General features: G+C 56.6%; 23 protein-coding genes. 2 read left to right on the top strand and 21 right to left on the bottom strand.

All coding sequences use genetic code 11. From position 1 onward, the window contains the following. Nucleotides 1–54: 54 nt before the first annotated feature. Complete coding sequence (locus tag BXY66_RS19375) at nucleotides 55–507, top strand: methylated-DNA--[protein]-cysteine S-methyltransferase (RefSeq protein ID WP_132862095.1); 453 nt, start codon at nucleotides 55–57, stop codon at nucleotides 505–507. Nucleotides 508–510: 3 nt separating this feature from the next. On the opposite strand, the gene BXY66_RS19370 is transcribed toward BXY66_RS19375, so the two are convergent. The 10 genes from BXY66_RS19370 to BXY66_RS19325 form a co-directional block, all read right to left on the bottom strand. After that, nucleotides 511–1,206 (bottom strand): CDP-alcohol phosphatidyltransferase family protein, encoded by a 696-nt coding sequence (locus BXY66_RS19370; protein WP_132862057.1) that lies wholly within the window; start codon nucleotides 1,204–1,206, stop codon nucleotides 511–513. 87 nt (nucleotides 1,207–1,293) lie between these two features. Beyond that, nucleotides 1,294–2,106, bottom strand: coding sequence for an NAD(P)-dependent oxidoreductase (locus BXY66_RS19365; RefSeq protein ID WP_132862056.1), 813 nt, complete (start codon nucleotides 2,104–2,106; stop codon nucleotides 1,294–1,296). Between the two features lie 40 nt (nucleotides 2,107–2,146). Beyond that, entirely contained in the window at nucleotides 2,147–2,800 is a 654-nt protein-coding gene (gene yihA, locus BXY66_RS19360; protein WP_132862055.1) for a ribosome biogenesis GTP-binding protein YihA/YsxC, read from the bottom strand. After that, nucleotides 2,800–3,543 (bottom strand): MOSC domain-containing protein, encoded by a 744-nt coding sequence (locus BXY66_RS19355; protein ID WP_132862054.1) that lies wholly within the window; start codon nucleotides 3,541–3,543, stop codon nucleotides 2,800–2,802. The genes yihA and BXY66_RS19355 overlap by 1 nt, the downstream gene beginning before the upstream one ends. Continuing rightward, nucleotides 3,543–5,354, bottom strand: coding sequence for a membrane protein insertase YidC (yidC, locus tag BXY66_RS19350; RefSeq protein WP_132862053.1), 1,812 nt, complete (start codon nucleotides 5,352–5,354; stop codon nucleotides 3,543–3,545). The genes BXY66_RS19355 and yidC overlap by 1 nt, the downstream gene beginning before the upstream one ends. 118 nt (nucleotides 5,355–5,472) lie before the next feature. Continuing rightward, nucleotides 5,473–7,026, bottom strand: a complete 1,554-nt coding sequence (locus BXY66_RS19345) for a putative bifunctional diguanylate cyclase/phosphodiesterase (RefSeq protein WP_132862052.1) — start codon at nucleotides 7,024–7,026, stop codon at nucleotides 5,473–5,475. A 61-nt stretch (nucleotides 7,027–7,087) separates the two neighbouring features. Continuing rightward, nucleotides 7,088–7,957 carry a tRNA 2-thiocytidine(32) synthetase TtcA gene (gene ttcA / locus BXY66_RS19340; RefSeq protein ID WP_132862094.1) on the bottom strand — a complete coding sequence of 290 codons (870 nt, stop codon included), beginning with the start codon at nucleotides 7,955–7,957 and terminating at the stop codon, nucleotides 7,088–7,090. Nucleotides 7,958–8,318: 361 nt separating this feature from the next. Continuing rightward, nucleotides 8,319–8,822, bottom strand: a complete 504-nt coding sequence (locus BXY66_RS19335; RefSeq protein ID WP_132862051.1) for a hypothetical protein — start codon at nucleotides 8,820–8,822, stop codon at nucleotides 8,319–8,321. A 68-nt stretch (nucleotides 8,823–8,890) separates the two neighbouring features. Further along, nucleotides 8,891–9,127 (bottom strand): membrane protein insertion efficiency factor YidD, encoded by a 237-nt coding sequence (gene yidD, locus BXY66_RS19330; protein ID WP_132862050.1) that lies wholly within the window; start codon nucleotides 9,125–9,127, stop codon nucleotides 8,891–8,893. A gap of 56 nt (nucleotides 9,128–9,183) precedes the next feature. Beyond that, nucleotides 9,184–9,522, bottom strand: coding sequence for a helix-turn-helix domain-containing protein (locus tag BXY66_RS19325; protein ID WP_132862049.1), 339 nt, complete (start codon nucleotides 9,520–9,522; stop codon nucleotides 9,184–9,186). Nucleotides 9,523–9,760: 238 nt separating this feature from the next. Here BXY66_RS19325 and BXY66_RS19320 point away from each other — a divergent pair, with 238 nt between their 5' ends. After that, nucleotides 9,761–10,846 carry an Ntn hydrolase family protein gene (locus BXY66_RS19320; RefSeq protein ID WP_132862048.1) on the top strand — a complete coding sequence of 362 codons (1,086 nt, stop codon included), beginning with the start codon at nucleotides 9,761–9,763 and terminating at the stop codon, nucleotides 10,844–10,846. A gap of 84 nt (nucleotides 10,847–10,930) precedes the next feature. On the opposite strand, the gene BXY66_RS19315 is transcribed toward BXY66_RS19320, so the two are convergent. From BXY66_RS19315 to cpaB, 11 genes are all read right to left on the bottom strand, one after another. After that, nucleotides 10,931–12,238 carry an ATPase gene (locus tag BXY66_RS19315; RefSeq protein WP_132862047.1) on the bottom strand — a complete coding sequence of 436 codons (1,308 nt, stop codon included), beginning with the start codon at nucleotides 12,236–12,238 and terminating at the stop codon, nucleotides 10,931–10,933. A gap of 118 nt (nucleotides 12,239–12,356) precedes the next feature. Further along, a complete protein-coding gene (locus tag BXY66_RS19310) occupies nucleotides 12,357–13,025 on the bottom strand; it encodes a prepilin peptidase (protein ID WP_132862046.1) in 669 nt (222 codons plus the stop codon). A 14-nt stretch (nucleotides 13,026–13,039) separates the two neighbouring features. Continuing rightward, nucleotides 13,040–13,888 (bottom strand): tetratricopeptide repeat protein, encoded by an 849-nt coding sequence (locus BXY66_RS19305; protein ID WP_132862045.1) that lies wholly within the window; start codon nucleotides 13,886–13,888, stop codon nucleotides 13,040–13,042. Between the two features lie 30 nt (nucleotides 13,889–13,918). Further along, nucleotides 13,919–14,326: a tetratricopeptide repeat protein gene (locus tag BXY66_RS19300; RefSeq protein WP_341785830.1), complete on the bottom strand. Its 408-nt coding sequence runs from the start codon at nucleotides 14,324–14,326 to the stop codon at nucleotides 13,919–13,921. 169 nt (nucleotides 14,327–14,495) lie between these two features. Beyond that, nucleotides 14,496–15,470 carry a type II secretion system F family protein gene (locus BXY66_RS19295; RefSeq protein WP_132862043.1) on the bottom strand — a complete coding sequence of 325 codons (975 nt, stop codon included), beginning with the start codon at nucleotides 15,468–15,470 and terminating at the stop codon, nucleotides 14,496–14,498. A gap of 13 nt (nucleotides 15,471–15,483) precedes the next feature. Then, on the bottom strand, nucleotides 15,484–16,452 hold the full coding sequence (locus BXY66_RS19290; protein ID WP_132862042.1) for a type II secretion system F family protein: 969 nt from the start codon (nucleotides 16,450–16,452) through the stop codon (nucleotides 15,484–15,486). Between the two features lie 5 nt (nucleotides 16,453–16,457). After that, nucleotides 16,458–17,936, bottom strand: coding sequence for a TadA family conjugal transfer-associated ATPase (locus BXY66_RS19285; protein WP_132862041.1), 1,479 nt, complete (start codon nucleotides 17,934–17,936; stop codon nucleotides 16,458–16,460). 15 nt (nucleotides 17,937–17,951) lie between these two features. Beyond that, nucleotides 17,952–19,199 (bottom strand): CpaE/TadZ family protein, encoded by a 1,248-nt coding sequence (locus BXY66_RS19280; RefSeq protein ID WP_132862040.1) that lies wholly within the window; start codon nucleotides 19,197–19,199, stop codon nucleotides 17,952–17,954. A gap of 287 nt (nucleotides 19,200–19,486) precedes the next feature. Further along, nucleotides 19,487–20,143, bottom strand: a complete 657-nt coding sequence (locus BXY66_RS19275; protein ID WP_132862039.1) for an OmpA family protein — start codon at nucleotides 20,141–20,143, stop codon at nucleotides 19,487–19,489. 11 nt (nucleotides 20,144–20,154) lie between these two features. Continuing rightward, nucleotides 20,155–21,552, bottom strand: coding sequence for a type II and III secretion system protein family protein (locus tag BXY66_RS19270; RefSeq protein WP_132862038.1), 1,398 nt, complete (start codon nucleotides 21,550–21,552; stop codon nucleotides 20,155–20,157). Nucleotides 21,553–21,752: 200 nt separating this feature from the next. Further along, nucleotides 21,753–22,610, bottom strand: a complete 858-nt coding sequence (gene cpaB, locus BXY66_RS19265; protein WP_132862037.1) for a Flp pilus assembly protein CpaB — start codon at nucleotides 22,608–22,610, stop codon at nucleotides 21,753–21,755. Nucleotides 22,611–22,713 lie beyond the last annotated feature (103 nt).

The following is a 22,713-nucleotide window of genomic DNA, read 5'->3' as shown; positions in this document are numbered from 1 at the left end:
GGTCGTTGACGGGCACCTCTTGTGAAATGGGACGGACTGGCGCATCGTCCCGTCATGTTTGAGACCACTGTTGATACCCCGACGGGGCCTATGATCCTTCGCGAAAAGGACGGTGCGGTCGTGTGGGCAGAGTGGGGTGTCGGCGGGACCGATAAAACACCGTTGTTGAAGCGGGCAGCAAGGCAACTGCAAGCCTATTTTGAGGATGCCGAAAACGGTTTCGATCTGCCTTTGAGGGTTGAGGCGTCTGAGTTTCAGCAAGCTGTTTGTGCCGCGATGAGCGCGATACCGCTGGGCGAGACAAGGACATACGGCGACTTGTCAAAGGAGCTGGGTGTGCCCGCTCAGGCGATTGGGCAGGGGTGCGGCGGGAATCCGATCCCAGTGATTATTCCATGCCATCGCGTGTTGGGAGCGAACGGGTTGGGTGGATTTTCCGGAGCGGGTGGGGTTGAGACGAAAGTCTGGCTGCTCAAACATGAGCGAGCGGGCGGCTTGTTGATCTGAGCGTCAGAGTTTTTCTCGGTAGATCAATTGCTGTGCCGCTCCGGCGAAAAGCAGGTAGGCGGAGCTAAGTACCAGCAAGAGGTTGACCACCGAAAGCGTGTCAAAGTCCACCCAAGCAGCGCGCCCCGCCAGTGCTGTCCATAAAATAGCGACCGGCAAAGTCACCAGCCGCCAGCGCTCGGTGCGCACGGGGTGCACAAACTTTACAGGAACGAACATCGCTATCGCGAGCAGGGTCACGACAGCGAGGCTGACCCAGAAATTGGGCTGTACCGCAAAGATCACTAACACCAGCATGTTCCAGCATCCGGGGAATCCGGAAAATGAATTATCTTTTGTTTTCATGCGTGTATCGGCAAAGTACAGCGCTGAAGTAAAGGTTATCACGATGATCGCGAACCAGCCGGTCCAGCCGTCCATCAGACCGGATTTGAAGAGCGCAAATGCCGGAATAAACACATACGTCAGGTAGTCGATGATGAGATCAAGAAGCACGCCGTCGAACTCTGGTGCGTTCTTTTTTACGTGGTAGTGGCGCGCCAGAGGTCCGTCGATGCCATCCACGACAAATGCCACCACGAGCCAAAGAAACATCAAGCTCCACTTGTCTTCTACTGCGGCCAGCATGGCCAGCATGGCGAAGACCGCACCGGTGGCAGTGAACAAATGGACGGAGAGGGCACGGCTGCGAAGTGTCATTGGACCGTCATGCAGGAAACGGTTCTGTTTGGCAACGGTAACGCGTCGGTATGACGTCGGTATCGCATCAGCGCCCGTTCCGAACGGTCAGGCGCGCGGTTTCAATGCGCGAATGGCGGCCTGTATGGTTTCGGGGAGCGTTGTGTCTGCTCCGATTGGTGCGGCGTCCAAAGCAGAGGCGACGTCTTTTGTCAGAATGCCAATGGTGTTGTCAGGTTCCCAGCCGTCGCGGGTGAATTCAATGGTCTCAAAACCTGAAGCGAACCAGTTTTGTCCTGACGAGGTATGAATCAGGTTGAGCAGGGCTGTCTCGTCGATTCCAGAATGATCTGCCCAATCCAGCACCATTCTGGTCATTGCTGTATTGGAAGCGGCAAGCAAGTTGTTGAGAACCTTGGCCTGCATACCGGCGCCGTAGGCGCCCATCCTATGGAAATGAGCGCCCATGGCGTCAAACAGAGGCTGGTGGCGGTCAAGTTCACTGGCGGTGCCCCCAAGCATAAAGGACAAGCGCGCTTCTTCGGCTGCAATAGCGGCGCCACTCATCGGAGCGTCGATCAGGGTGATGTGTTCGGGAATGCGCGCGCGCAGATCTGCGACATAGCGAGGCGACAGAGTTGAGGAGACAATCACCGTACGCAAATCGGGTGCAGTTTCTACGAGGTTCTGAGCGCCAAAAAGAACGTCGTCGGTTTGTGCAATGTCACGCACAACCGTAACAAGCGTTTTCAAATGCGCACGAAACGCCGGCAACGCTACCAGATGGGGCCTCAAGTCACCGAAGTTTTCATACGCCCTGACATCAAACCCCAAGGCGTCAAAGCCAGCGGCACGAAGAGCTGAAAGCATCGGGCCACCCATACGGCCGCATCCTGCAATTCCGATCCCGTCGAGTGTCATCGTGTCTCCCATATGGGGAGACTACCTAGGGGCCGCCTGATCAGTCCAGCCCCGCGATGATGGCGCGAAGGGTGGCGATGCCGTCGCCTTTTTCGGAACTGGTAAGAACCAGCTCGGGATAGGCGGCAGGGTGCTTCGCGAGTTTTTCACGTACCTGCTTGAGCACCTTGGCGCGGTCTTTTTCCTTCACTTTGTCGGCTTTGGTCATCACGACCTGAAAGGTCACAGCGGAACTGTCCAAAAGGCTCATGATTTCTTCGTCGACGGCTTTGACGCCGTGACGGCAGTCGATCAGCACAAAGGCGCGGCGCAGGTTGGCGCGGCCTGATAGGTACCGTTTCAGCAGACGCTGCCATTTTTCAACGACAGGGATCGGCGCGTTGGCGTAGCCATAGCCGGGAAGGTCAACGAGATAGTGGCTGTCGGTCAGCGTAAAGAAGTTGATTTCCTGAGTTCGACCCGGTGTGTTGGATGCGCGCGCAAGCCCCTTGCGGCCCGTCAGGGCGTTGATCAGAGAGGACTTGCCCACATTGGAACGGCCAGCAAAGCAAACCTCCAGGCGATCACCCGCAGGCAGACCGTCCATGGCGACGACACCCTTGAGGAAGTCGGAATTGGAACCGTCAAACAACTTGCGGCCGCGTTCGACCGCAATGGGTTCGGGGTCTTCGACCAATGGGAAAGGCAGTTGCATCAAAGCACCTCTGCGATATCGCCGACGTTGATGTCGCCAGCTTTCGTCACGACACCGTAGACGCCAAAGTCCTGATGACCAAAGGAGTCGTTCAGAACGCCGAGCGTGTCGGCGTCGCGGCGACCTGTGTCGGGGTTGGATGTGGTGGCGAGGCAGCGGGTGATGCGTTCGCGCACTTCGAGTTCGGCGGTGCCGATGCGAAGGGTCTTGCCGATCCAGTCGAATTCTTCCCAGGGCGCATAGCCGTCCAGCCAGATGTTGCCACGCCAGCGTTCTGTCGACAGCGACCGTCCGAGGCGGCCCTCGACAGCCCGATGGCTGGCTGTGGTGTGGATGGCGATCGAGGGAAAGGGACTGTCGGTCATACCGAGAGGTCCCGCAGGCACAAGTTTGGTCGATGCTGCACGATCAGCAGGCATAAGGGGCCGCACCCACTGAATAAGCTTGTCGCCCTGGGTCTCCGGATCAAACGTGAGTTCCCAGAGATCGGGATGTTGCAGGGTGATTTTGCCCGTGCGTTCGTCGACCTTCGCGGTGATCGCTTGCAGGGCAGGGGCCTTCGCCGCACGGGAGAAGTTGGCACAGGACGCCCATTCACCGCCCTCTGTTTTGGCAGCCTCATGAGCTACGGCATAGCGGCGATCCCAAGGGAAAGTCTGGCCTTCCTCCAAAGAAACATGACCCACGGACTCGCGTCCGTGGGCCTTGATCGGGTGTCGCCATAGAGCTTTGACTAGGCCCATTACTTGGCGTCCTCCTTGGGCTTTTTCTTGAAGCTGGATTTGATGTTGCCAAAGACATCAGGCTTGTAGCCGTGCTGACGCATGATGGCGTACTGCTGCACGAAAGTGATGACGTTGTTGGTGATCCAGTAGACGACAAGGCCGGACGCAAAGCTGCCGAGCATGAACATGAACACCCAAGGCATCCAGGCAAAAATCATTTGCTGGGTCGGGTCTGTGGGTGCCGGGTTCAGCTTCTGTTGGAGCCACATCGAAACACCCAGCAGGATCGGCAGGATGCCGAGGCTGAAGATTTCGAAGAAGCCAAGATCGCCAATCACAAACGGCAGAAGGCCGAACAGGTTGAAGATCGAGGAGGGGTCAGGCATCGACAGGTCGGTGATCCAGCCGAACCACGGCGCATGGCGCAGTTCGAGCGTGACGAAGATCACCTTGTAGAGCGAGAAGAAGATCGGAATCTGGATCAGGATCGGCAGACAGCCGGCCGCTGGATTGACCTTTTCCTTCTTGTAGAGCTCCATCATGGATTGCTGCATCTTCTGACGGTCGTCGCCAGCGGCTTCTTTCAGCTTCTCCATCTCGGGCTGCAATTCCTTCATCTTTGCCATGGAGGCATAAGACTTGTAGGCCAGTGGGAAGACGATAATCTTGAGGATCACGGTCAGCCCGATGATGGCCCAGCCCATGTTGCCGATCATGGCGTTCAGCCAGTGCAGAAGGGCAAAGATCGGCTTGGTCAGGAAGAAGAACCAGCCCCAGTCGATGGTGTCGATGAAGCGGAAGATGCCGTTGTTTCTTTCGTAATCGCGAATGGTCGCCCATTCCTTGGCACCGGCAAACAAACGGCTGTCGATTTCGGCGCTTGCACCGGCCTCGACCGACATGGTCGGGAAGCGGGTGATTGCCTCATACGTGTCGAGGCTCGGGCTGTAACGGAATACCGAAGTGAAGGCTTGATCGGACTGCGGGATGAGCATTGCCATCCAGTAGTGATCGGTGAAGCCCATCCACCCGTTGCCGGCCACTTCCTCTGCTTGGGCGTGGCGGCCCCAAACGGGATCGGCGCTAAAGTCCGCGATGTCCGAGTAGTCCAGATCGGTGCGTTCTTTTTCGCCCTGAAGCATTGCGCCTTCGTGCAGGATGAAGAAGTTCTTCATGTCCTCCGGCTCGCCATGACGGGTCAAGGTGCCGTAAGGCGCCAGAGTGATCGCGCCGACGCCGTTGTTTTCAACGCTTTGGTTGACAGTGAACAGGTAGTTTTCGTCAACCGAGATGGTGCGGCGGAAGATCTGGCCGTTGCCGTTGTCCCATGCCAGAACAACAGGCGTGTCAGTGGTCAGCGTGTCGTTGCCTTCGACAGACCAGAGGGTGTTTGCGCTGGGAACCTGCTCAGGTGACAATCCTGCGCCCGGCGCCCATCCATAAAGGGCATAGTAGGCGTGTGGTTCGCCACTCGGGGTCAGGAAAGAAACGATGGGCGAGTCTTCGTCCAGTGTTTCGCGGTAATCGTTCAGTTTCAGATCGTCGATGCGGCCGCCTTGAAGGGAGATCGAACCGGACAGTCGATCAGTGGCAATCTCGATTCGGGGCGCATCGGCCACTTCGGCGGCCGTTTCAGTGACGCCGGAGGCTTCCGTTGTGGCCGAAGGTGTACCGCTTGCTTCGGGCGCGGCGGGCACAGTGGCCTCAGCAACTGCGGGTGCGTTGGGGTCTTCGACCGCTTCGGGAGGCGGAAACAAGAGGAACCAGATCAGGATGACGCCAAAGCTGAGCGCCGTCGCGAGGATGAGGTTCTTGTTCTGATCGTCCATTGCCACTTGCCATCTGTCGTTGAAACGTTGGGGAGGTTCAACAGAGATGGGGCCCAAAGGTCAAGCGGATTCCGCGTTGAAACCCGCTTGTCGGCAAGGAATATCAGGGTTTTTCAGGTCAGCCGGACTTCTGGCCGATCTGGATCGCAGGGCCGAGTTTGGCTTTGTGGTCTTCCATCCATTTGATGGTGTCCTCAAACGGCATCGGGCGAGCGATGCCAAAACCCTGTACGTGGGCACAGCCAAGCTGTGACATCATCGCGTGTTCTGCTGCGTTTTCAACGCCTTCGGCCAGCGTGGAAAGGTCAAGGCGTTCCGCAAGAGTGACGATAGCCGCGATCATCTTTTGCTGATCGGTGTCGCGGTCGACGTTGGTGACAAAGGAACGGTCGATCTTGATGCGCTTCACCGGCAAGCGGCGAATCGAACTGATGGAGGCGTGACCGGTGCCAAAATCGTCGAGGTCGATATTGCAGCCAAGTTTGGCGATGGCTTCGACATTGCGAACGACCATGTCGTCCGGTGCGCCAGCGATGACGCTTTCCAGGACTTCGATGCCAAGACGGCTTGCGTCGAGTTCGTTGCGGTCGAGTTCCCACTGGATGCGTTCAACCAGTGTCGGGCTGCGGAGTTCGTCGCCAGCGAAGTTCACGCCGACACAGGGTACATGGAAACCGGCGTCATCCCATGCGCGCACCGCGTTCAGAGCCTGACGGGTCATCAGATCGGCGAGTTCGCCCATCTGGCCGGTCTGGTTCAGCACGTCGAGGAATTGCACAGGCGCGAGAATGCCCCGCTCCGGATGTTCCCAGCGAGCCAGAACTTCGAAGCCGGTAACCTCTCCGGTATCGGTGGAAATCTGTGGCTGGAACCACGCCTTGATCTGATCTTTTTGCAGGGTGCGTGCGGCTTCGGACTGTGTCTTGCGGCGTGAGATCACCTTGCGGCCCATGTCTGCGGTATAGGCGCGGATGTTGGATGTTCCGGACAGGCGGGCTTCGGACATGGCCATTTCCGCGCCCTGGATCATCGCTGTCGCGCTCGGGCGGTTCAGGCGAGAGGAGAGGCAGAAGCCGATTGAGCAGGTGACGTAGATCGACGCCATCTGAAGCGGGATCGACTCCTCGATCGATGCCTGAAACCTGTTCGCCATCTGAATGGCGGTCTCGAGATCCATGTTCGGTACCGGATCGAGGGACACGAGGAAGGCGCTGTCACCGGAGCGAGCCACGATGTCCTTGGAGCGCAGAGCACTGCGGATGCGATTGGCGAGCACACGCAGAACCTCTTCGGCGGTTTGGTCGCCGTGGTTTTCACGCAAGCGTGCGAAACCGTCGATTTTGATCGAGAAAGTTGCGGTAGCATTGCCCACATCGGTGAGGTGCGCCATCTGTGCATCCATCCGGCGTTCGAGAGCGGTTTGCAGAAGCAGGCCGGTAAGGCCGTCAAAATCGGCTTCGTCCTTTTCCGCTTGCGAGGCGGCCTTAAGTGGAGCCAGCAGGAAAGGCAGTGGCAGCAGCGTCGCAGCCATGAGCAGTCCAAATTCGCCAAAGGCGGCCCAGAAGGCCAGGGTCAGGAAAGGAATGGCAGCCGGAAAAGCACGGCGGCGCAAGAATTCCTGCCCACGGGCGGATTTCAGACTGTTAACAATTTTGACGCTGCGCGACGGCATAGGCACTTCCTGATCGGTATGAATGCAAGGATGAAGCTACGTGAGTTTTCTCATCTGCGGGTTAACGAAACAGTGGAACTTCCTCGTCCTTTTCATCAAATTTGAGCGATTGCGTTAGCAACCCCTGAAAGTCGAAGAGTTTGGGATCGAGCATGTGTGAGGGGCGGATATTCGTCAGGGCGCGGAACATCACCTGGCGGCGGCCGGGGCTGTTGCGTTCCCATTGGTCGAGAATCTGTTTGACTTGCTGGCGTTGCAGGCCGTCCTGCGAGCCGCAGAGGTCGCAAGGAATAATCGGATAATTCATAGACTTAGCGAACTTTTCGCAGTCTGCCTCGGCAACGTGCGCAAGAGGGCGGTAGACGAAGAGGTCGCCTTCTTCGTTCACAAGCTTTGGCGGCATTGTGGCCAGCCGTCCGCCGTGGAACAGGTTCATGAAAAAGGTCTCTAGAATGTCGTCGCGGTGATGGCCGAGTACAACGGCAGAACAGCCCTCTTCCCGGGCGATACGGTATAGGTTTCCACGGCGCAAACGGGAGCAAAGAGCGCAGTAAGTCCGGCCCGCGGGGACCTTTTCCTTAACAATTGAATAGGTGTCCTGATACTCGATTCGACTCGGAACCTGCATCTTGTCGAGGAACTCCGGCAGCACGGTTGCCGGGAAGTTCGGCTGCCCCTGATCCAGGTTACATGCCAGAAGGTCGACCGGCAGCAGGCCACGCCACTTTAGCTCGTGGAGAACTGCGAGGAGGGTGTAACTGTCCTTGCCGCCCGACAGGCAGACGAGCCAGCGGGCACCGCGTTCGATCATGCCATATTGTTCGATGGCTTCGCGGGTCTGGCGGACGATACGTTTGCGCAGCTTCTTGAAAGAGGCCGAAGAAGGCGCGCCGTGGAAGAGCGGGTGAATGTCATCAAGATCATCAAGCATGACTTGCATTACGAGACTTCCGTGTTCGTGGTCAATTCGGGACCCGCTCAGGTCCGGTTTTCGGGGGTTGGCTTACGCCGGGAGAACTTCACTTTCCGAAAGGACATTTATTAAACTTTTTTGCAAATGCCTTTGGTCGGAGTGGCCAAAAAGATGCGAATCCTTGCCTAACGAAGCGCTGGCTTGCGAATTTCTGCCAATACGTGTGATGAGAGTCTGGGATTCTCGAGTGTGCGTTAACCAATTGGCGGGGCGCTGGCACGCGATTTGCGTGGATTTTGGCGCGAAAACTCGAGGGATTCGCAAAAAAGCCGGCCCCGAAACGGGACCGGCGATGTTAACTTACGCGCATTTCAGAGCCTTAATTGAGTTGCTCTTCGTTGCACTTTTTCGCAAGCTCCAACGCCTTGTAAGTGCCCGCGAGGTTCACGGAGAAGGAGAACTCCTCTTCCGGGAAAACCGTCATAATGTATTCTTTGGCGATGTCTTCGATCACCTGCGGATCGTCCGTCAGAACATATCCACCGCTGTAACCTTTGGTGATGTTGCCGCGCATGCCGGTGGCCTCTCCGAAATATAGGTTCGGGCCGATCAGGATGGCGACATCTTCCTTCGAGCCGCGCTGGATATTGGTTTTTTCTTTGGTGAATACCCCGATGTAGGCCACATCGCGTTCTTCGGTCAGACCCATTTGGACAACATTGTCGAAGTCGTCCTTGCTTTCGATCATGCATGTGCCTTTTTCGGTATCGACATAAACATTCCATCCTTCGATGGCGCCGTATCCGATGAACTTCTCTGCGAATGCAGGGGCAGCCGTTGTGGCGAGCGCAGCTGCGGACAAGAGAGCGGGAATGAAACGCATAAAAACCTCCGATTGACTATGAACAAGAGGCTAGAGCGGGTCAGTAGGGCTGTCCAGTGAGGGTATGCCTAATCGTCGTCTTTTGATGGGGGAACAGGGTCGTATCCGCTGCCGCCGAGTGGGTGGCACCGGCCAATGCGGCGCAGGGTCAGCCAAGAGCCTTTTATGGCACCATGTTTTTCCAGCGCCTCCAGGGCATAGACCGAACAGGTCGGTTGATACCTGCAGTTGTATCCTACCCAAGGGCTAAACAGCAGCCGATAGGCACGCACAGGCAACGCAGCGATGTGGGCGAGTGGGGTCATGAGAGATATGTAGTGCAAGCACGAAGGCGGGGGAAGGCCGGTGAGTGCCTTCCTTTTTATGCTTGGGCTTCCTGATCCGTAACAAGTGCCCGCATGATCGCGCGTATGCGGCGTTTGTTGCCTTCGTCCAGAGACCAATACAGGGCGTTTGCTGCCGGATCGCTTTGTTGCGGGCTGATGATGTCGCCGGGATCGGCCTTGAGTACATCGGCAATACGTACAAGCGTGACCACGTTTGGAGCCCGAGCCCTGCCATTGATGATGTCACGAACAGATGTCACGCCCAGGCCGGCCGCGCGGGCGACTGCGCCTGGATTTGTGCCTTGTTCCTCGATCAGGGCGGCGATGTGTGCTGCGATACGTGCGCCCAGTTCCTCATCTGTCTCGGCTCTCATGTCATTTCCTCTTCGAGTGATGATTTTTCGATGTCTCGGTGTTACGCGAAGATTTGGCGAGAGAACGCCTAGCGTCAAGTCTATAAAGCGTTTTTTCCCCAATACGTTGGGCGGTATGCGCCTCTTGCATGTCTTGTATGCAAAAAAATTTGAGGACAGATCCTTGAATGAGGATGAATAATCACCCAAATGTACAGCGCAACGATGAATGATCACACTTTCAATTGGAGAAAACACAATGACATCTTTCAAAAAAGTCGTAACCGCCGCCCTGATTGCTTCCACCGCATTGGTTCCCGCCGCACAGGCTTGCTCCCGTCTCGCGATGGACTCCGACCATGGTGTTGTCTACGTCCGTTCCGTTGACTGGGGTAAAAAAACCGGCTTGGACCTGGTGACTTTCGCCGCCGGTGACGACCTTACTTCGTATGAGGCGGAGGGTTTCGCCAACCAAGCCGATGCACCTGCGAAGAACTTCACCGTGGCTTGGGTTGAGAATGATGCCTTCCACGGTGTTCAGGCGCAGGCCCACAACGACAAAGGCATGGTTGTCGACACTCTTTATATGAACCCATCAGTCGACTTCATCGCTGATTACGAAGACACCGGCGCACCCGCGGTGAACCTGGCTGACGCGCCCGGCTTCATCGCTTCGCAATACGACAATGCGCAGGCGGTTGCCGAAGGTTATGAAAACGGCGAATTCCAGATTGCGTGGTCTGCAGACACCGGTGATGCCGGCAAGCATGGTCTCCATGTTTCCGCAGTCGACAGCAATGGCGATGTGACATGGTTCCAGCTGAATGAAGGTGGCGAGGTCGTCATGTATACCGGCAACATCAGTGACACTGACCTTGGTGTGAAAGCCAATGCGCCTCTGCTGCAGGATCACCGCGCCGCGATCGAGGAAATGGACGCCACCGCAGTTGATGCCGGCGACCGCCTTCCGAGCGACATCTCTTCCAGCAGCCGCCATCTGCGCCTGACTTGGTTGGCAAACAACGTGACCCTTGATGGCATGTCGGAAATGGAAGCGCTGGGTACGGTGCAGAACATGTATGACAGCGGAGCCTCGGTGCCGCAGCAGATCATCGACAGCACCATCAACGACACCTACACAACCTGGAACACCACCCGCACCATCCTCGGCAGCGACGTGATCACCGTGCGTGACTATGCAACTGCGCAGGAAGTCTCCTTCTCGATCTCTGACGCCAAGCTGGCGCATGAGCAGAACGGCGGTCAGGTTTGTGCAGATGCGAACGCGCAAGCACGCGCAGGCGAAACTGTCGTGACATTCGGAAGCTGCTCTGCCGGTTCCTGAGTTCCAAGGGCAAGTGTCCGAAATGAAGAAACCCCTGCCTTCGGGCAGGGGTTTTTTTGTCTGCTGTCGGGATGTGGCCCAAGATTATTTCACGATGTGCTCGTCCTTGACGAACATGTTCGCCCAAGCGCGGTCGATCAGTTCTGGAGACATCTGGTAGGGAATTCCTTCAAACTCGCAGATCGCGATCATTTGGTCGATCAGGAACACCGGCTGGTAGTTGGCGTAGGTATTGTCGATCGTCGGATACTTGTTCTTCAGAAGGTGGATCAGCGCGCCTTCGTCCAGCGGCAAACCCTTCTTCTTCGCGACAAGCGCGAAAATCTTGAGGAAGTTCTCCTGGCTCGGGCCGTCAATCTTGATCTTGTAGAAGATCCGGCGGAGTGCCGCCTGGTCGAAGATTTCATTCGGGTGGAAGTTGGTGGAGAAGATTACTAGCGTGTCAAACGGCACTTCGAATTTCTCGCCCGATTGCAACGCCAGGATGTCTTTGCTTTCTTCAAGGGGGACAATCCAGCGGTTCACCAGAGCTTGTGGCGGTTCTTCCTGTCTTCCCAAGTCGTCGACGATGAAGATGCCGCCGGTGGACTTGAGCTGTAGAGGTGCCTGATAGGTGCGTGCCGTCGGGTTGTAGACCAGATCGAGCATATTCAATGACAGTTCGCCGCCAGTGATAACGGTCGGCCGATCGCATTTTACATAGCGGCTGTCAAAGCGCGCAGTGCGGCGCAGGCTGTTTGCATCCTGTGTGTCGCCTTCGGCGGCAGAGTGAACGATGGGATCGTACACCGTGATGACCTGACCGGAGTATTCGATCGCATGGGGCACGTAGACTTTGTCGCCCATTGCGTCGCGGATACCGTTCGAGATGGAAGATTTACCGTTGCCCGGGGGACCGTACATCAGGATGGAACGACCGGAGCTGACGGCAGGGCCAAGTTCGCTAAGCAGAGTGGGGGGCAGGATCAAATGCCCCATAGCGTTGGTCAGTTGATCGCGAGTGATTTGGATGTTGCGGATCGACTGCCGTTTGATCTGTTCGCGATAAACGTCCAGTGGAACGGGCATTGCACCGAAGTACTCGGACTGTGCCAGAGCATCCAGTGCACGGGCCTTGCCAGCGTCGGTAAGCTGATAGCCCATCTCGTTGCCGTTGTTTGCGTTGAGTGTACCTGTGGCTTCGAGCAGGCGTTGTTCGCGGGCCATGTCGACAATTTGTTGGGTGACCGCAAGCGGCAAGCAGACGGCTTTGGCCACGTCAGACACCATGTCGACATTCTTGCGGAACATGGTTTTCAGCAGGATGTCCCGCATCATAACGGTCGGAAGTTTCATATCTTCCAGCCGTTTTGGAGGTGGGGGCGCCATAACGTTGCTGGTCTGCATGTTCATCGTCGAAAACTCCAAGTTCGAGCCATAATCGCTCTTCTGTGTTTCCAAACCTTAAACAGTGAAAAATGGGCGATTTTGGGGCCGGTTGTGGTCAGCTTGTAGAAGAAATCGCAGGTCTTCAGGCGCCGTACAGTGCCCCCAATGCAAGGTAAGCACACAGTGTCACACCAAAGCCTGTTCCCATGGGTACGGTCAGGCGCTGACCTCCGCCCACGGTGTTAGGATCATCCATGCTTGTCTGGCGCCATGCGGCCCATTCGGGGGCGAGACGATGCAAAGGCGTGTGCCGGATCAGCAATGTCGTGGCAGTGGCTGCGAGAATGGCTGCGAAGCAAATCCACATAACGGTACCGGCATCGCGCGGATCCATGAAAAGAACCATGACGGCAGCCAGCTTCACATCTCCGGCGCCCATTTGACGGAGCATCCAGAAGAGAAAGCCCACAACAAACACAATGACATAATTGTAGAAGCGCCAAGGGATCTGGTCAGCGGGAGGTTTGACCAACGGGCCATCGGCAGGCGCGGGGCGAAGGGGCTCCAGCCAGGTCAGTGTGTCGTAAGGCAGCTTTCGAAGGAGGTTGTCCCATATGCCGCCGAAGTAGGACATCCAAAGGGCGCCATCAAACGGAAGCAAGGCAACGCCAAGCACGAGAAAGCTGGCAAACAGAACCCACACCGTCAGGTTGGAAATGCGCTTGTGCTTCATATCCACGTAAAACGTATAAACGCAGATCGGCAGCGCCGGGATCAGGAACCAGAGCGCCGTGGTGGCCTCGATGTGCATGGCGTGCGACTGCGTCAGACGTTCTCGAGCGCGCGGAGGGCACGCACGGCGGCTTCAAAGTGCTGCGGGTGCGTGCTGATGGCGTCGCGAAGAAGCGCTTTGCCGGTTTCCGTGTCGCCCTGCTTGATCGCGGAGAGTGCCATGGTGTGCAGAAGTTGAGCGCGCTCGGTCTGAACCATCGGGAAGACGGGCAGTGTGTAGTTGCGCTGGGCACCCCGTGCCAAAACCATGTTGTTTTTGGCGGTGAACAGCGTGCTGTCCTGACGGATGGCTTCGCCAAACAGGCGTTCCGCTTCGGCATAGTCGCCGCGCGTCAGTTTGGAATAACCCCAGTTGTTCATGACGCCAGCAGGCCGTGTTGTCAGACCAACTGCGGTTTCATAGAAGCTGTCGGCCTTTTGCCATTCCTGATTGCTGTCCGCCACCATCGCCTCAAGACGATAGCGTTTGAATGTTTCGTGGGTTGGAGGAACGGCATCAAGAGTTTTCTCGGCTTCTTCCCATTGGCCGGCGCGGATCTGCGAGTCTGCCAGATCCACACGGTCGCTATCGGTGCCATCCGGATGTTTCACCACACGTTGCCATGCAGGCACAGCTTCGGTGTAACGTTTGGCGCGTACAAAGGAAATTGCCAGCCCGCGCTGAATATCGATGCGGTCCGGGCTCTCTTTGAGTGTGCGCTGGAAATAGGTAACACCCTCGTTCGGATCAGCCACGGTGAGCATCACGTCGGAAAGGTTGGTGCCGTCAACGGCGTTTACGTCCTGCATGGCGCGTTCAACGTTTTCCTGTTCCTTGTCAGTACACGCTGACAGGGCCAGGGCCCCTGCAAGACACATTGTCCCAATGAAAGGATGGCGCATAGTGTGCGTCCCTTACTGCTTCGACCTCGTTTATGGTGTTTGCCGGATCAGGTAATCGCTACTGCCCCGACGCACCAATTTATATTCTTGTGTTTTTTCGCTATCATAAGCAGGATTTTCTGCTTTTGCGAGTGCTAAGCGCAAATTATCCCGAATTGAGTCACTTTCGCCATTATCGAGCGCATAAGCCTTTTTCAGAACCAGTTCCGCTTCGGGCAATTTGTCCTGCTCCATCAGCACAACGCCGAGGTTATTCCATGTTTCCGCGTGGTTGGGCTCTATGTCGAGCGACTGGCGCAGCAGGTCTTCGGCCTGTCCAAGGCGACCCAAGCCCAGATTAGCGGTGCCTGCGGCAGCGAGAAGATCCGGCGTCGTACCGTGTTCCGCGGCGGCACGGTAAAACGATTGCAACGCCAGTTCAAATTCGCCCGCTTCCATGAGGCGCCAGCCCACGAGAACCGGGTCGACGGCATCTTTGGATGTGTCCACTGAGGGAGCAAAAGGGCTTTCAGGTGAAAAATCCTGACCGCCCGAAAGACAGGCGGCCAGGAATAATGTGGTGGTCAGTAGGGCAAGGGCCCGAAGCATCGGCACAATCAGTCAGTTGTTATTGTGCCCCGAAACTCGTGATCCCGACAACCGAAGGGGAAACCAGAATGATCAGGAGCGGCGGCACCGTCAGCATCATTGTGGCAAGCGTCATTTTGGTTGGCAACTTGTTTGCGGCTTCTTCTGCACGCATCACCCGTTTGTCACGCATTTCACCCGCGTAGACGCGCAGGGCGTCGGCAATCGAGGTACCGAAGGTGGATGACTGGATCAGGACGGTCACAAAGGAGCTTACATCCTGTACGCCACAGCGTTCGCCCATGTCGCCAAGGACTTGAGCTTTGTCCTTACCTGCTTTCATTTCATGGGCAACGATCTGAAACTCATGGGACAATGCCGGATAGGAAGCACGCAGTTCTTCGGCAACGCGGACGATGGACTGGTCCAAAGACTGACCTGCTTCGACGCAAACAAGCATCATGTCGAGGCTGTCAGGGAAACCTGCGGTGATCTCTTCCTTGCGGGCTTCGACGCGGCGTGTGACCCAGTATTTGGGAAGCATGTAGCCTGCACCACCCGGGATGAAAATCCACATCAGCATATCTTTGAGTGTCGAGGCTTCGGTCTGTTTGACGGTAACGAAATAGGCAACACCAATGGCCAGGCCCAGAATGCCAAGCACCATTTGCGCAAGGTGATAAGCACGAACAGCGTCGCGGGACGGGTAACCCGCCTGCATAAGTTTCAGCCGAACCGAGGACAGTTCTTCAGCGTTCTGCGGTTCGAGGAATGCCTTGTACTTGTCCAGTTTGGCGTTGGACGACTTGCGGCGCAGCTGTTCCTTTTTGCCATCTTTGGAAGAGGCACCCGATTGAGCGCGCTTGAGCTTTTCAATCGGATCGTCGCGACGGGCGATGATCAGGGGAATAAGCGCAAGGCTGAAGAAGGCAATCATCACACCGGCTGCAATCATCGGACCGTTCGGGCCGAGCATGTCGGTGAGCATCAGCTTGAGGGCTTCCATTGTGGTCATGGTGCTTTCCTCTTCAGACTTTGATGTTTGTGAGCATGCGCATCACGAACAGGTTGGCGGCCAGGAACAGACCCACGGCGATACAGCCCGGAATAAACATTTCATGGGTCTTCACGTCGTCGTAGTAGTGCGGGTCTGTCAGGTTGATAAAGATCAGCGCCGCGACCGGGAAACCGGACAGGAACTTGCCGGACCATTTTGCCTCGGCGGTAATCGCTTTCACACGGCGGAACAGGCGGAAGCGGGCACGGATCACTTTGGACAGACCAGCCAGAATTTCGGCGAGGTTACCACCGGACTGCTGCTGGATGGTCACGGCCACAGCGAGGAAGCGCAAGTCCTGCATATCAAGGCGTTCGGCCATGTCTTTAAGGGCTTCGCCAACGTCACGGCCATAGGCGCTTTCGTCTGCGATCACGCCAAATTCCGTGGCCAGAGGATCGTCAATTTCCTTTGAGACGATCTGGATCGCCGAAGAAAACGGATGGCCAACTTTCAAGCTGCGCACCATCAGTTCGATCGCGTCAGGCAATTGTTCTTCAATCAGGGAAATCCGCTTTCCGGCTTTCATCGATACCCAGGTGTAGACGCCGCCAACGCCGACCATTGCAGAGATCGCAATGCGCACAATCAGAGTGGTGCTGGTGCCGACGGAGAGGCCCAAGAAGGCAAAGACAGACATGCCGGCCATCATCAGGATCAGCTGTTGTGGCGTGAAGGCGATCGCGGCCTTTTGCGCTTTCTCCGCGAGAAGAGAATAAAGCGGGATAGACTTGTTTTCGCCGTGTTGGCTCATCTCCTTGCGGAGCTGCTCCAGCACTTCATCGCGGCGCGCGCCTTTGTCCATCATCTCAAGACGCCGGTTCACACGGCTATTGAGGCTGATCGATTTACCAAAAATTGTCAGATAGACGCCTTCGACGAGGAAGAAGACCCCGACAAAAATAGCACCATAAACAAGCAGTTCGGGAGAAAATGGCATGGTCTTTACCCCGCTGTTGGTTCGTAGATGGCCGCCGGGAGGTCATAGCCCCACAGACGGAAACGTTCGGAATAGTGGCTGCGGACACCGGTGGCAGTGAAGTGGCCGATGATCTTGTTGTCCGGTGTCAGGCCGGTGCGTTGGAACCGGAAAAGTTCCTGCATTGAAATCACGTCACCTTCCATCCCAGTGATCTCGGTGATCGAGGTCATGCGGCGCGAACCATCCTGCAAGCGGGAGGCCTGAACGATGAGGTTCACAGCGGAAGAGATCTGAGAGCGAACAGCTTTGATCGGCATCTCAATACCGGCCATGGCGATCATGTTTTCCAGACGGGAGATACCGTCGCGCGCGTTGTTGGCGTGGATCGTGGTCATGGAGCCGTCGTGGCCGGTGTTCATGGCCTGCAGCATGTCGATAACTTCTTCGCCACGGGTCTCGCCCACGATGATGCGGTCTGGACGCATACGCAGTGCGTTTTTCAGACAGTCGCGAGGAGAAACCTCACCCTTGCCTTCAACGTTTGGCGGGCGGGATTCCATTCGACCGACGTGGGTCTGCTGAAGCTGCAGTTCCGCCGTATCCTCGATCGTCAGAATACGTTCCGCGTTGTCGATGAAAGAGGACAAAGCATTGAGCGTGGTCGTTTTACCGGAGCCAGTACCACCCGATACAATCACGTTCAGGCGGGTCGAAACTGCGGCTTGCAAATAGGCCGCCATCTCTTCGGAGAAGGCACCGAAGTTCACCAGATCGTCGATGCCCAGTTTGTCTTTTTTGAATTTACGAATGGACACAAGAGAGCCATCCACCGCGATAGGCGGTACCATCGCGTTGAAGCGTGAGCCATCTTGCAAGCGAGCGTCGACGTACGGGTTGGATTCATCCACTCGACGACCCACAGCCGACACGATTTTGTCGATGATGCGCAGAAGGTGCTTTTCGTCTTTGAAGACGATGTCGGTGAGTTCGAGCTTACCGGCGCGTTCCACAAAAATCTGTTTGGGACCGTTCACCAGGATATCGTTCACGGTGTCGTCCTGAAGGAGTGTTTCCAGCGGACCCAAACCGGTGACTTCGTCATACAGTTCCTGATACATCGTGGTCCGCTCTTCGCGGTTCAGCACGATGGCTTTCTCTTGCAACACCTCGGTGGCAATCGATCCGATCTCCGCACGGAGGTCTTTCTCGGTGGCTTTGTCCAGAGCGGCAAGGTTGAGGTTGTCGAGAAGTTCGCGGTGCAGGTCGAGCTTAATCTCGCCGAGACGTTCCTTACGGCGGCGTTCCTTATCGGCGCCTTGAGCGACCGCAGGTTTAGCGGCGACCGGGCGGCGCATAACTTTGCTTTCTTCGGACATAGCCTCGGGGCGGGGCGCCGCAGTGGGCGTTTTGGGCGCTGCCTTGGCTTCGGGCGCTTTTGCCTTGGGGGGGGCGCTTTTGGCTGCGGGCTTGCCAGCCTCAGGTTTTTTGTAACGCGAAAACATCTAACTTACTCCGGTTCACGCTGCCTGATCGTCGGTCTGGTCCAGATCGAGCAGGGACTTTGCGAGTTTTGCGATCTCCTTGCGGAGGGGATTTTTAGGCGCGTTCATGGCCAGCGGCTGGCCATGGTCAGACGCCTGCATCACCTGACGTGATCCGTCGGGCATGTTGAGGTCGATGGAGATATCGAGGCTCTCGGCCAGACGTTTCACGCGGCTTTTGCCCGCGAGATCAGTGAATTTCGGCGCGCGGTTCATGACGTAGCGCAGTTTTTCGAACGGTAGATCTTCTGCCTGGAAGGCGCGCTTGATGCGCATTGCGTTCTGGGCAGAACGCATGTCGATTTCCATTGTCGCGAAATAGACGTGTGCGGCCTGAAGAATGACCTCGGACCAGACGACAAGCGTCGAGGGCATGTCGATGATCACATAGTCATAATGCTGACGCGCCATGTCGATGATGCGCTCGACATCTTCGGGGGAGATGAGATCCATAGGGATCACGTCGGCGGGCGCTGTCAGTACGTGAAGTTTGTCTTCGTAGGTCTGCAGAGCCTGGCCAAAGCTGTCGCTGTCCATGCTATCGGTATCGGTGATCAGCTCAAAAACGGCTTCGATGCGTGGCAGATCAAGATAGGTGGACACAGTGCCGAACTGAAGGTCGAAGTCCAGCAGGCAGACGGATGGAGATTTCTTTTTGTCGATGTTGGCGAGTTCCCAACCGAGATTCACGGCAAGTGTTGTCGCACCGGTCCCGCCAGCCAACCCGTGAACGGCAATCACCACGCCTTCGCGCGATTCGCCGTTCGACGATAGTTTCACAGTCTGCTGGGGCTGCTCGATTTCAGGCTCGACCGGGGCCGAGCGGATCTTGTCGATCGCGGCCTGAAGTTCACCTGGCGGAATGGGGTAGGGAATAAATTCGTCAGCGCCATGTCGCAGAAGATGGTGCAGGGATGCGGGTGTAACGTCTTCGGCAATGAGAAGGATGCGAATGTTTCGGTTACGGGCCTCGGTGATGATGTTGGTCAGCACGTCGAGGTCGTCTTCATCCATATCGTCGATGGCAAGTGCAATAAATTCAAGGTGTTGCGCATCAGGTTGCGCCATAAAGGGAATAGCGTCCTCGAACCCGAGGTCACCCCATTGCTCACCCAGAGCCTCTTCCATGTCCACGATCAGAAGCTCAAAGTTCTGAACGTCCCGGCAAATGGTACATGCCAGGATCGGACTTGGTTCTGTCTGCATCGGCTCGTTACTCGACATCAGCCTCAAGTTCCTTCTTCGCGGTTCCCGCGTACTTTTTTCCGGAGACTCGGCACAAAACCTGCGCGGCCCCCCTTATTCCTCGGATGTGAAATGACCGACTCTGTGCGGACATACTTTCCCCGATGATGTGAAAGTCACCTGCAAGTTGGGCAACATTGGGGCCAAAAAACCGAAATTGTGCGGAATTGTGCGACGATCGAGAGAATTGAATACAATCGTTTCCGCAACGAAAAAAGCCAGCACGGGGAGTGCTGGCCTTTAAGTGGTTGAAACTTATGTGTTTATCATCCGCCTTCTTCAGATCCGGAAGACAGACCCGAAAGACCTGACCTCGGTACGCCGCTTGCGACGTAATCACGGTAGATAATTTGAGCATACTTGCCGTCCAGGACTGTAGGATGACGGTCAACAAAACCTGTAACTTCGGTCACCGTGCGGCGGTTTTTGCGTTCGCGGCCCTGAGTGACGATCAATGGCTGCGTTTTGCCAAGCGACACCACAGCTTCGAGGCGGTTACGCTCTACACCTTGTGACACGAGATAGTTTACCACGGCACGCGCGCGACGCATGCCGAGGGCCTTGTTGTAGCCTGCGCTACCGACGGCATCTGTATGGCCATAAACCCGGAAGCGCACTTCGGGGAACTGACGGATCCAGTTTGCCTGTTCGTTCAGGATCGGCATGGCTGTTGCGTCAACGACAGCGCTGTCGAACTCGAAGTTAACGGTGCTGTCGACTTCTTCTGCAAAGCGGGTTGCCAGAGACAGAACGTAGCTGCGTTCGCCGTTGTGAACACCAATATTGTTGTTAACGGCTGCACCGAAACTCTCGGTGTCAATCACGGCACCTGCTTCGCGATAGAACGACGGTACAAAGGCACCGTCACCATCTGAGCATGCGCTTACAAAGAGGACGGCCAGGGCTGCAATTTTCTTGAACATGCTCTTTTCCCTTAGTCCATTACGTAGCCGTAGGAGCCGGAGAAGTCTTGTTTCGCGACTTCACCCGCGGCGCCTTTTTGCTTTTTCTCGCCGCCGGTCACGTGACCGAAGAGGAAGAGTTCCTGTTCTGTAGGCGGTTTGACCCGGTCGGTTGGCAGGGCCAGAGCCTCGCCGCGCGTCGGGGTAACAAGGTGCGCGGTTACGATGATCACCAGTTCCGATTGCGAACGCTGGAAGTCCGCGCTGCGGAACAGTGCGCCGAGCACTGGAACATCGCCAATCCAAGGTACCTGCGAGTTGCTGTCTGAGAAGTCGTCCTGCAACAAACCTGCAATTGCGAAGCTCTCGCCATCCCGCAGTTCAACGGTTGTTGCGGCTTCGCGACGTTTAAAGGCTGCGATTGTGCGAACACCGTCTGAATAGCCGTTGGCGGTATCAAGCGAGGAAACTGCGGCTTGAAGTTCGAGGTTGATCAGATCGCTGTCAACAACACGCGGGATGAAGTTCATCTCGACGCCAAACGGTTTGAATTCAACAGAAATTTCGCCGCCGTCCTGTGCTACGGGGATGGGGTATTCGCCGCCCGCGAGGAACTTTGCTTCCTGGCCGGAGAGGGCGGTCAGGTTTGGTTCTGCGAGGGTGCGTACAACACCTTTGGCTTCGAGAGCTTCCAGCAGGATTCCGACAGAGAAAGAACCAGAGGTGAAACGGAAGATTGCGCCACCTGCGGATCCGTCTTGCAGTTGCAGGTTGCCATTGTCATCTACACCCCGGAGGAAACCGCCGGTCGCGATGGAGCTGGTGCCGTCGGAGAGCGAGAAACCCGCTCCAAGCGATTTGGCCACAGTGCGCTGCATTTCTGCGAAGCGAACTTTGAGCATGACCTGTTGTACGCCGCCAACAACCATAAGGTTGGAGACACGTTCAGGTGCGTAACGCTGTGCCAGATCAAGCGCACGCTGAAGGCGCTGGGAAGAGGAAACAACCCCCGAAAGAACGATGCCGTCGTTGGCAGTGCGAACCTCGATCTTCTCTCCTGGAAGGATTTGCTGAAGCCGTTCCTTGAATTCGGAAATATCCGGAGCGACGCTGACTTCGACGTTCGTAATCAGCTTTCCGGTGGCATCCAGCAGGGTCAGCGTCGTGCGACCCGGCGATTTGCCAAGAACATAGATGGTTCGATCGGACAGAGACGAAATGTCCGCGATGGCGGGGTTCGCAATCGACAATTCCGCAAAGGGAACGTCGCTTTCGACCACAACCGCGCGGTTCATGGGAACGCCCAGTGTCGACGAAGTGCCTGAACGCACAACGCGCAGTGTTTCTGCCTGAACAGGAGCCGATACCAACGGCACGACCCCCACGGCGAAGCCCAGCAGGGCCGCCTTGAAAAAACGTAGATATGTCATGTGACCTGCCTCTCGATCACGCCTCGGTTTGTGGATCTTACGCCCACGATTGGCGTCACTGTGCGCCAGTTCCGGAATTTTTGCAAGAATCAATGGTTTCGCGGCTGCAATGAATGTGGGAACGATGCCACATAAATACAAAACAAAGGCGCCCGAAGGCGCCTTTGAGAAAGAAAAATCTGTTTTGAGCGACGGCCGTGTCAGTTGGTGCAGGGGATCGGGATCTGCACAACCTCGGCGCCCTTGCGGGTGCGGATGGTGCAGACGCGCTCTTCTTCCACCTCGACCACTTCCTCGATGACCTCTTCTTCGACTATGCCGAGCAGCTGGTGCTGGTCGATTTCGACGGCCGCGGATACGGAGTCATCGGTCGCGCCGACAAGGCTCAGCGACAGGCGGCCGGTTTGCTGGGCAAGTTCCAGTGCGGCGACCTGGTTAAGAGTACCGGAAACGGTCACGGTGCGCGCAACGCGGCCAGCCTCTTCTTCCTCGTTGGTGGATTGGTCGATGGCCACGATCTGAACGTTGGCGTCGATCAGTTTGGTGATTTCGCCGCGCTCGCGCTTGCCGCTCGGTGTTCCGGTCCACAGTACGTCCACACGGTCGCCGGGACGGAGGAAGCCTGACACGCCTGAGGTCGCGTCGACTTTGATCGTGAAGGCACGTTGGCCGGGCGCGAGGCGAGACGTGATGCCCGCATGTTGGCCAGGCTTGGTCACTTTTGCCGCGATCAGAAGCTCGCCTTTTTCCATGCTGCGCAGGATTACGCGACGACGGTCGTCATTGGGCGGAAAGATCTCTTCGGCTTTCAGGAACATGCCCTCGGGCATGGCTTTCTTGGGCCACTGGACGCGCAAAAGATCCTTGGGCTCAAGCGTTTCGCCGTATTTCATCGGACGAGAGACCACAAAGCCTTCGACGAGTTCGATAGCTGGGCGTGCCGCCCGTTCCTGCGCATGTGCGGATTCGACCCGGTTGATGTAGTCCTGGGCCATGTAGACCGCAAAACCCGCGATCCCGAGACCCACTAGCAAGACAGCAGCAAAAATCGCTCGCATGACGTTTCACCTCGTTGTTTTTGAACCGAAGGCAAAAGGCCGACGGACGTGTGCTCATTGTCCTCAGTGACAGGCAATTGTGGCGATTTGAGGGATTGGGCGG

The organism is Shimia isoporae, assembly GCF_004346865.1.
GTDB lineage: Bacteria > Pseudomonadota > Alphaproteobacteria > Rhodobacterales > Rhodobacteraceae > Shimia > Shimia isoporae.
This window is presented reverse-complemented; position numbering and strand designations above follow the sequence as displayed.

Bases quoted from the DNA above. Each gene is read 5' to 3' on its own strand.
- BXY66_RS19310 (WP_132862046.1), bottom strand. From the start codon at position 13,025: ATGCACATCGAGGCCACCACGGCGCTCTGGTTCCTGATCCCGGCGCTG.
- BXY66_RS19335 (WP_132862051.1), bottom strand. From the start codon at position 8,822: ATGCGTTTCATTCCCGCTCTCTTGTCCGCAGCTGCGCTCGCCACAACG.
- BXY66_RS19375 (WP_132862095.1), top strand. From the start codon at position 55: ATGTTTGAGACCACTGTTGATACCCCGACGGGGCCTATGATCCTTCGC.
- yidD (WP_132862050.1), bottom strand. From the start codon at position 9,127: ATGACCCCACTCGCCCACATCGCTGCGTTGCCTGTGCGTGCCTATCGG.
- BXY66_RS19290 (WP_132862042.1), bottom strand. From the start codon at position 16,452: ATGCCATTTTCTCCCGAACTGCTTGTTTATGGTGCTATTTTTGTCGGG.
- ttcA (WP_132862094.1), bottom strand. From the start codon at position 7,957: ATGCTTGATGATCTTGATGACATTCACCCGCTCTTCCACGGCGCGCCT.
- yidC (WP_132862053.1), bottom strand. From the start codon at position 5,354: ATGGACGATCAGAACAAGAACCTCATCCTCGCGACGGCGCTCAGCTTT.
- BXY66_RS19285 (WP_132862041.1), bottom strand. From the start codon at position 17,936: ATGTTTTCGCGTTACAAAAAACCTGAGGCTGGCAAGCCCGCAGCCAAA.
- BXY66_RS19320 (WP_132862048.1), top strand. From the start codon at position 9,761: ATGACATCTTTCAAAAAAGTCGTAACCGCCGCCCTGATTGCTTCCACC.
- BXY66_RS19325 (WP_132862049.1), bottom strand. From the start codon at position 9,522: ATGAGAGCCGAGACAGATGAGGAACTGGGCGCACGTATCGCAGCACAC.
- yihA (WP_132862055.1), bottom strand. From the start codon at position 2,800: ATGCAACTGCCTTTCCCATTGGTCGAAGACCCCGAACCCATTGCGGTC.
- BXY66_RS19315 (WP_132862047.1), bottom strand. From the start codon at position 12,238: ATGAACATGCAGACCAGCAACGTTATGGCGCCCCCACCTCCAAAACGG.
- BXY66_RS19300 (WP_341785830.1), bottom strand. From the start codon at position 14,326: ATGGAAGCGGGCGAATTTGAACTGGCGTTGCAATCGTTTTACCGTGCC.
- BXY66_RS19345 (WP_132862052.1), bottom strand. From the start codon at position 7,026: ATGCCGTCGCGCAGCGTCAAAATTGTTAACAGTCTGAAATCCGCCCGT.
- BXY66_RS19365 (WP_132862056.1), bottom strand. From the start codon at position 2,106: ATGACACTCGACGGGATCGGAATTGCAGGATGCGGCCGTATGGGTGGC.
- BXY66_RS19355 (WP_132862054.1), bottom strand. From the start codon at position 3,543: ATGGGCCTAGTCAAAGCTCTATGGCGACACCCGATCAAGGCCCACGGA.
- cpaB (WP_132862037.1), bottom strand. From the start codon at position 22,610: ATGCGAGCGATTTTTGCTGCTGTCTTGCTAGTGGGTCTCGGGATCGCG.
- BXY66_RS19280 (WP_132862040.1), bottom strand. From the start codon at position 19,199: ATGTCGAGTAACGAGCCGATGCAGACAGAACCAAGTCCGATCCTGGCA.
- BXY66_RS19305 (WP_132862045.1), bottom strand. From the start codon at position 13,888: ATGCGCCATCCTTTCATTGGGACAATGTGTCTTGCAGGGGCCCTGGCC.
- BXY66_RS19275 (WP_132862039.1), bottom strand. From the start codon at position 20,143: ATGTTCAAGAAAATTGCAGCCCTGGCCGTCCTCTTTGTAAGCGCATGC.
- BXY66_RS19370 (WP_132862057.1), bottom strand. From the start codon at position 1,206: ATGACACTTCGCAGCCGTGCCCTCTCCGTCCATTTGTTCACTGCCACC.
- BXY66_RS19295 (WP_132862043.1), bottom strand. From the start codon at position 15,470: ATGACCACAATGGAAGCCCTCAAGCTGATGCTCACCGACATGCTCGGC.
- BXY66_RS19270 (WP_132862038.1), bottom strand. From the start codon at position 21,552: ATGACATATCTACGTTTTTTCAAGGCGGCCCTGCTGGGCTTCGCCGTG.